This window comes from Microcystis sp. T1-4 (assembly GCF_000297435.1).
Taxonomy (GTDB): Bacteria; Cyanobacteriota; Cyanobacteriia; order Cyanobacteriales; family Microcystaceae; genus Microcystis.
Window position 1 is genome coordinate 1 of the sequence record NZ_CAIP01000133.1, and the last position, 4,134, is coordinate 4,134.

Below are 4,134 nucleotides of genomic sequence, written 5' to 3' on the forward strand. Positions count from 1 at the left end.
TGATGACCAGAACAGAGTAAATCTGTTAAGGCAGGTGCGGAACCCCGCAAGGGAAAGAAGCAGAAACCTAAATCGTGAGGTTTGGGAATCGCCGTCCGTTTACGGCGGTGAGGATGTCAACAACCCATTCAACTCTTACAAAAAAACCAGAATCAAGATTCTCTAAGTCAGGCAAATGTTTAGATTAACTTTATTTTCTGGGAATTCAGATTGGGATGACTAATTAACGTAAGTTCGGGTTAAGCTGAAACTCTTATTCTGTCGTTGGCTGGAACACTGATTCCCTCGTTGAGGAAGTCTCAAAATAGCCTTAACGCGAACATCAGATTAATTTAACCACGAGTTATGATCGCAAAAAAAGGTGATTTTTTAATTATCGATACTTATCAAGGGATTCCAATTATCAATCAAGCCGAGTTACTCGCTCTTTTCTAAGATCACTGAGATTTTTTTAAGGTTAAAAAAGATGGTAAAAATAAACCCCTTCAAGTGACTAAATAAAGGGGTGATTGTGCGTTTTTCATTGATGATTTTTAGGAGACTTTTGTGGTTTCCTTTTCTGTCGATTGGGAGGGTTTTAGTTTGCGCTTGAGGATTGCACCTGTACCCAATGCCCCAAGGGTTAATAAGCTGAGGAATGTAGAGGGTTCAGGTACAGTTTCTACATCTGGTGCAAGAGCTTCTAGTTTATCTCCAAACGTATAAACTAAGTTTTCTTGAGTCGGCTCTAGTGTAAGACTAAAAAGAAATTTATTGTTTAACACTTCATAGTTTCCTGCATTCCCACTGAAGGCATTAACTATACGCTGTTCAATCACGCCGTTAGAATCGCTAAATGATAAAGAAAAGAATGAATTGCTTGTTCCAAGACTTATAGTAGGCTCAATAAGTCCACTTGAATTTGATTGCTCTATCTCTATCTGATAAAGATCTATTGCATCAGCAATAGAGTCATTAAAAAAGTTAAATGGATCAGATATTTCTCCCGATGCTACTCTTGCACTTAAACTGATTTTTGGATTGTCTGCAATACTTGGGACACGAGGAATTCCATTAAACTTTGTTCCAGAAGATAAAAATACATCTAGGCTAAGGGTAGAAAAATTGGTAAATCCTGGGCCAATGGTTAATGGATCAGATAAAGCTACTGTCATAGAAACAGGTAAGTTTTCTGCTTGACCAGGAAAAATACTTGCTCTCACACTAGATGTAAAAATAAGATTACCCCCAGCATCTTGTACTAAATCTGAACGAACTTGACCTGAGCCATCTGTACCGTGTAGTTCAATGAGAAACGTAGCATCGTCTTCATATCTGTGTTGTAAACTTTTAAATCCTAAATCTATAGCTGGTAATGGAGGATGCGCATTGAAAAGATAAAATGTACCTGTTGGTACTATGCCGAAAATTTCGAGAGGTGGCTGTCCTATTTGCCTACCGAATATACTTCTATTATTAGAAGTGACAGTCGTAGCGGCAACCAGATTGGTTGTTAATAACAGGCAGGAAGAACTTAATAAGCTTCCAAGTATGAAGGTTTGCAAAGATTTTCCAAACATCACTTTCTAATAAAACTAAGTACGATTGCATCCCTCGCAGCTAGGTCAAGCAACAGCCTAACCCAACAACAAAGACGGACAAAAGGACTATACACACTACCCCCCCGATAAAGTATCAAAAGCTACAATTTTAATAAGTCTTTATATTTCTCTCTCTAACAACGACTCCCCAAAGAGGGAGTCTCAGGTGGTTTCCCCTGTTTTACTTCTTCTCAGGCAAACTATCGTCTTCCGTGAGGGATTGTGGAGCGGTATGTCGGATTCGGTATTATTTATAAATATCACCACGAGAACCGATCTCAGTGATAATGAAAAGCCGTTCTTCTCGATTGATTTGCATTAATACCCGATAATTACCAACTCGCAGACGATAACCCTCACGTCCTTTAAGTTTTTTGAAATCTGTCTGAGTAGGACTAACCAGCAATTGATCCAGTTCATTTAAGATACGCTCTTGGCTACGAGGCTGTGACCGTTTTAGGTAACGCTCGGCTGGTTTTAAGATGATGTAACGCCACATCCTAATTCAGCCTTTAACTTAACTAAGGATTTGCCAGGATCGCGCCCTTCTAGATACTCCTGATAGGCTTTCTCTGCCGCTTCAATTTCTTCGGGAAGCACGTCATCAGCCGTCTCAGAAGTTTCTAAATACTCTAGGAATTGCTCAATATCTACAGCACTTTGGTCGTTCATGCTACTGCCCTTACCTCCTTATTGTTTTTCTGGCTTTCATTTTAAGTTTTACCACATTTATAAGTGTATCCTAAGAGTGCGATCGCATCGATTCACAGGAGAAGGAGTCTCAGGTAGTTTCCCCTGTTTTACTCCTTCTCAGGCAAATCATCGTCTTCCCTAAGGGATTGTGGCGCGGTATGTCGGATTCGCCTTTGTGTTCTCCCTTGACTGCCCCTCAACTCGATGGCTAACCCAAATTAAGCACGATTATATTGCCATAAAGCCGCAGAGGCTTGGTCTCCAACCCCTTGAGGACAAGATAGACTGCACCTGCTCATTCTGTCGGCTGGAGAGGGGAAACCCGTTACTGATTCTGCTCACAGAGAAGGACTAATTTTATTGGTGTAGAATAGAGACAATTATTGAGAGAGAAAGAAAATGAGCACTATTTCCCTTGAAATTCCTGAAGAAATCTTAATTAGTCTCAAAGAAACTCCTGAAAATCTATCAAGAGAATTAAAAATATTGGCAGCCGTTAAACTCTTTGAACTTGACAAACTATCTTCAGGACGTGCAGCCCAATTAGCCGGAATGTCACGAGTAGAATTTTTAACTATTTTGGGGCGTTATCAAGTCTCCCCCTTTTCTTTAACGACTGAACAATTGGAACAAGATATTGTCAATGCCTAATCCTCAAGTCATTGTCAACACCTCTCCTCTACTGTACTTACATCAAGTGGGCTATTTGGAATTGCTCCAACGCTTGTATTCTCAAATCTTGACTCCTCCAGCAGTAATCGAAGAATTAGCAATCGGTAAAAATAAAGGAATTGATGTTCCCAATATTCAGGCGATTGAATGGATTTCAATTACTCTGGTTAAATCAGTCAGTCTAATTCCAGCTATTATTGATTTAGGGCAAGGAGAAGCAGAGGTATTAGCTTTGGGATTAGAAAATCCAGGTAGTTTACTGATTTTTGATGATCAGTTAGCCCGACGTATTGCCGATTTATAAGTAGGTAGGCACAATTATTTGTAGGATGGGTTAGCGGTAGCGTAACCCATGCGGGCGTTGGGTTTCATGCTTCAACCCAACCTACGTTCATTTTATATTTAATTCCACCCACCTACTTATCGCTTGAAATATTCAGGAACGCTTGGTGTTTTAGTTAAAGCGAAGCAGCAGGGCTATCTATCTTCTGTTGCTCCCGTTATTGCTAAGTTACGCCATCAAGGAATGTGGCTAACTGATAAAGTTGTCAATGATGTTCTTCGATTAGCTGGAGAGTAAGTATGCTTAAAAAAAGGCTCTTCGTTACTTGGTATGGTTCGATAGGGGAGCATAAATCGACTAAATCTTTATCTGGCAAGAGATTTAATTGATTAGTTCGCTCTAGATCGAAAACAGTTGACAAAAATCGCAGCAACACCTGTCTCTATAAGGGTTTCATTCCTTATAACCCCGTCCATTGCATAAGACAAACCGAAGAACCCGTTAATTAAATCTCTATATTGTTGAGCTTTTCGCAGCAGCCTGTCATCGGTGGTCAGGAAAATATCAGCGCCCCCCGCTTCAGCAAAAGCCAGATGTAAGGCATCATAAAACTTAAAACCCAGTTGGGAGGTACGGAGTAGGGGCAATTCATGAATTGCCCCTACTGGCGATGGGCGTTTCCCTCGATACCATCCAACGGGCAGCTTCTACAGTAGCTTCTTGCCAAAATTCGGCATCAGTAGCAGCTATATCTGAATAATCTATATCAGAATCTTTCATCTGACCAAGGAGCTTTAATTGTTCCTCTCTCGACATAGTCATAATAAATAATCACCTAAGTAGGTAGGCGTTAAAAATCATCAGATCCCCCCGCCTATCGGCACCCCCCTTATCAAGGGGGGCAGG

7 protein-coding genes are annotated in these 4,134 nt (G+C 40.6%); 3 read left to right on the top strand and 4 right to left on the bottom strand.

All coding sequences use genetic code 11. The features are described 5' to 3' along the window. Positions 1–533: 533 nt before the first annotated feature. From MICAI_RS27800 to MICAI_RS07935, 3 genes are all read right to left on the bottom strand, one after another. Positions 534–1,559, bottom strand: coding sequence for a PEP-CTERM sorting domain-containing protein (locus tag MICAI_RS27800; protein WP_008200093.1), 1,026 nt, complete (start codon positions 1,557–1,559; stop codon positions 534–536). Between the two features lie 268 nt (positions 1,560–1,827). Continuing rightward, positions 1,828–2,079 (bottom strand): type II toxin-antitoxin system RelE family toxin, encoded by a 252-nt coding sequence (locus MICAI_RS07930; protein WP_008200095.1) that lies wholly within the window; start codon positions 2,077–2,079, stop codon positions 1,828–1,830. Next, complete coding sequence (locus MICAI_RS07935) at positions 2,058–2,252, bottom strand: hypothetical protein (protein WP_004162545.1); 195 nt, start codon at positions 2,250–2,252, stop codon at positions 2,058–2,060. The genes MICAI_RS07930 and MICAI_RS07935 overlap by 22 nt, the downstream gene beginning before the upstream one ends. A 420-nt stretch (positions 2,253–2,672) precedes the next feature. Between MICAI_RS07935 and MICAI_RS07940 the strand changes: the two genes are divergently transcribed. The 3 genes from MICAI_RS07940 (at position 2,673) to MICAI_RS23435 (ending at position 3,525) form a co-directional block, all read left to right on the top strand. Continuing rightward, complete coding sequence (locus tag MICAI_RS07940) at positions 2,673–2,924, top strand: UPF0175 family protein (RefSeq protein ID WP_002764591.1); 252 nt, start codon at positions 2,673–2,675, stop codon at positions 2,922–2,924. Further along, on the top strand, positions 2,917–3,249 hold the full coding sequence (locus MICAI_RS23430; RefSeq protein ID WP_008200103.1) for a hypothetical protein: 333 nt from the start codon (positions 2,917–2,919) through the stop codon (positions 3,247–3,249). The genes MICAI_RS07940 and MICAI_RS23430 overlap by 8 nt, the downstream gene beginning before the upstream one ends. A 123-nt stretch (positions 3,250–3,372) precedes the next feature. Further along, positions 3,373–3,525 carry a DUF3368 domain-containing protein gene (locus MICAI_RS23435; protein ID WP_008200105.1) on the top strand — a complete coding sequence of 51 codons (153 nt, stop codon included), beginning with the start codon at positions 3,373–3,375 and terminating at the stop codon, positions 3,523–3,525. Positions 3,526–3,876: 351 nt separating this feature from the next. Here the strand turns inward: MICAI_RS23435 and MICAI_RS26345 are convergent, their stop codons facing one another. Beyond that, positions 3,877–4,050, bottom strand: a complete 174-nt coding sequence (locus MICAI_RS26345; protein WP_002735110.1) for a hypothetical protein — start codon at positions 4,048–4,050, stop codon at positions 3,877–3,879. Positions 4,051–4,134: the final 84 nt, after the last annotated feature.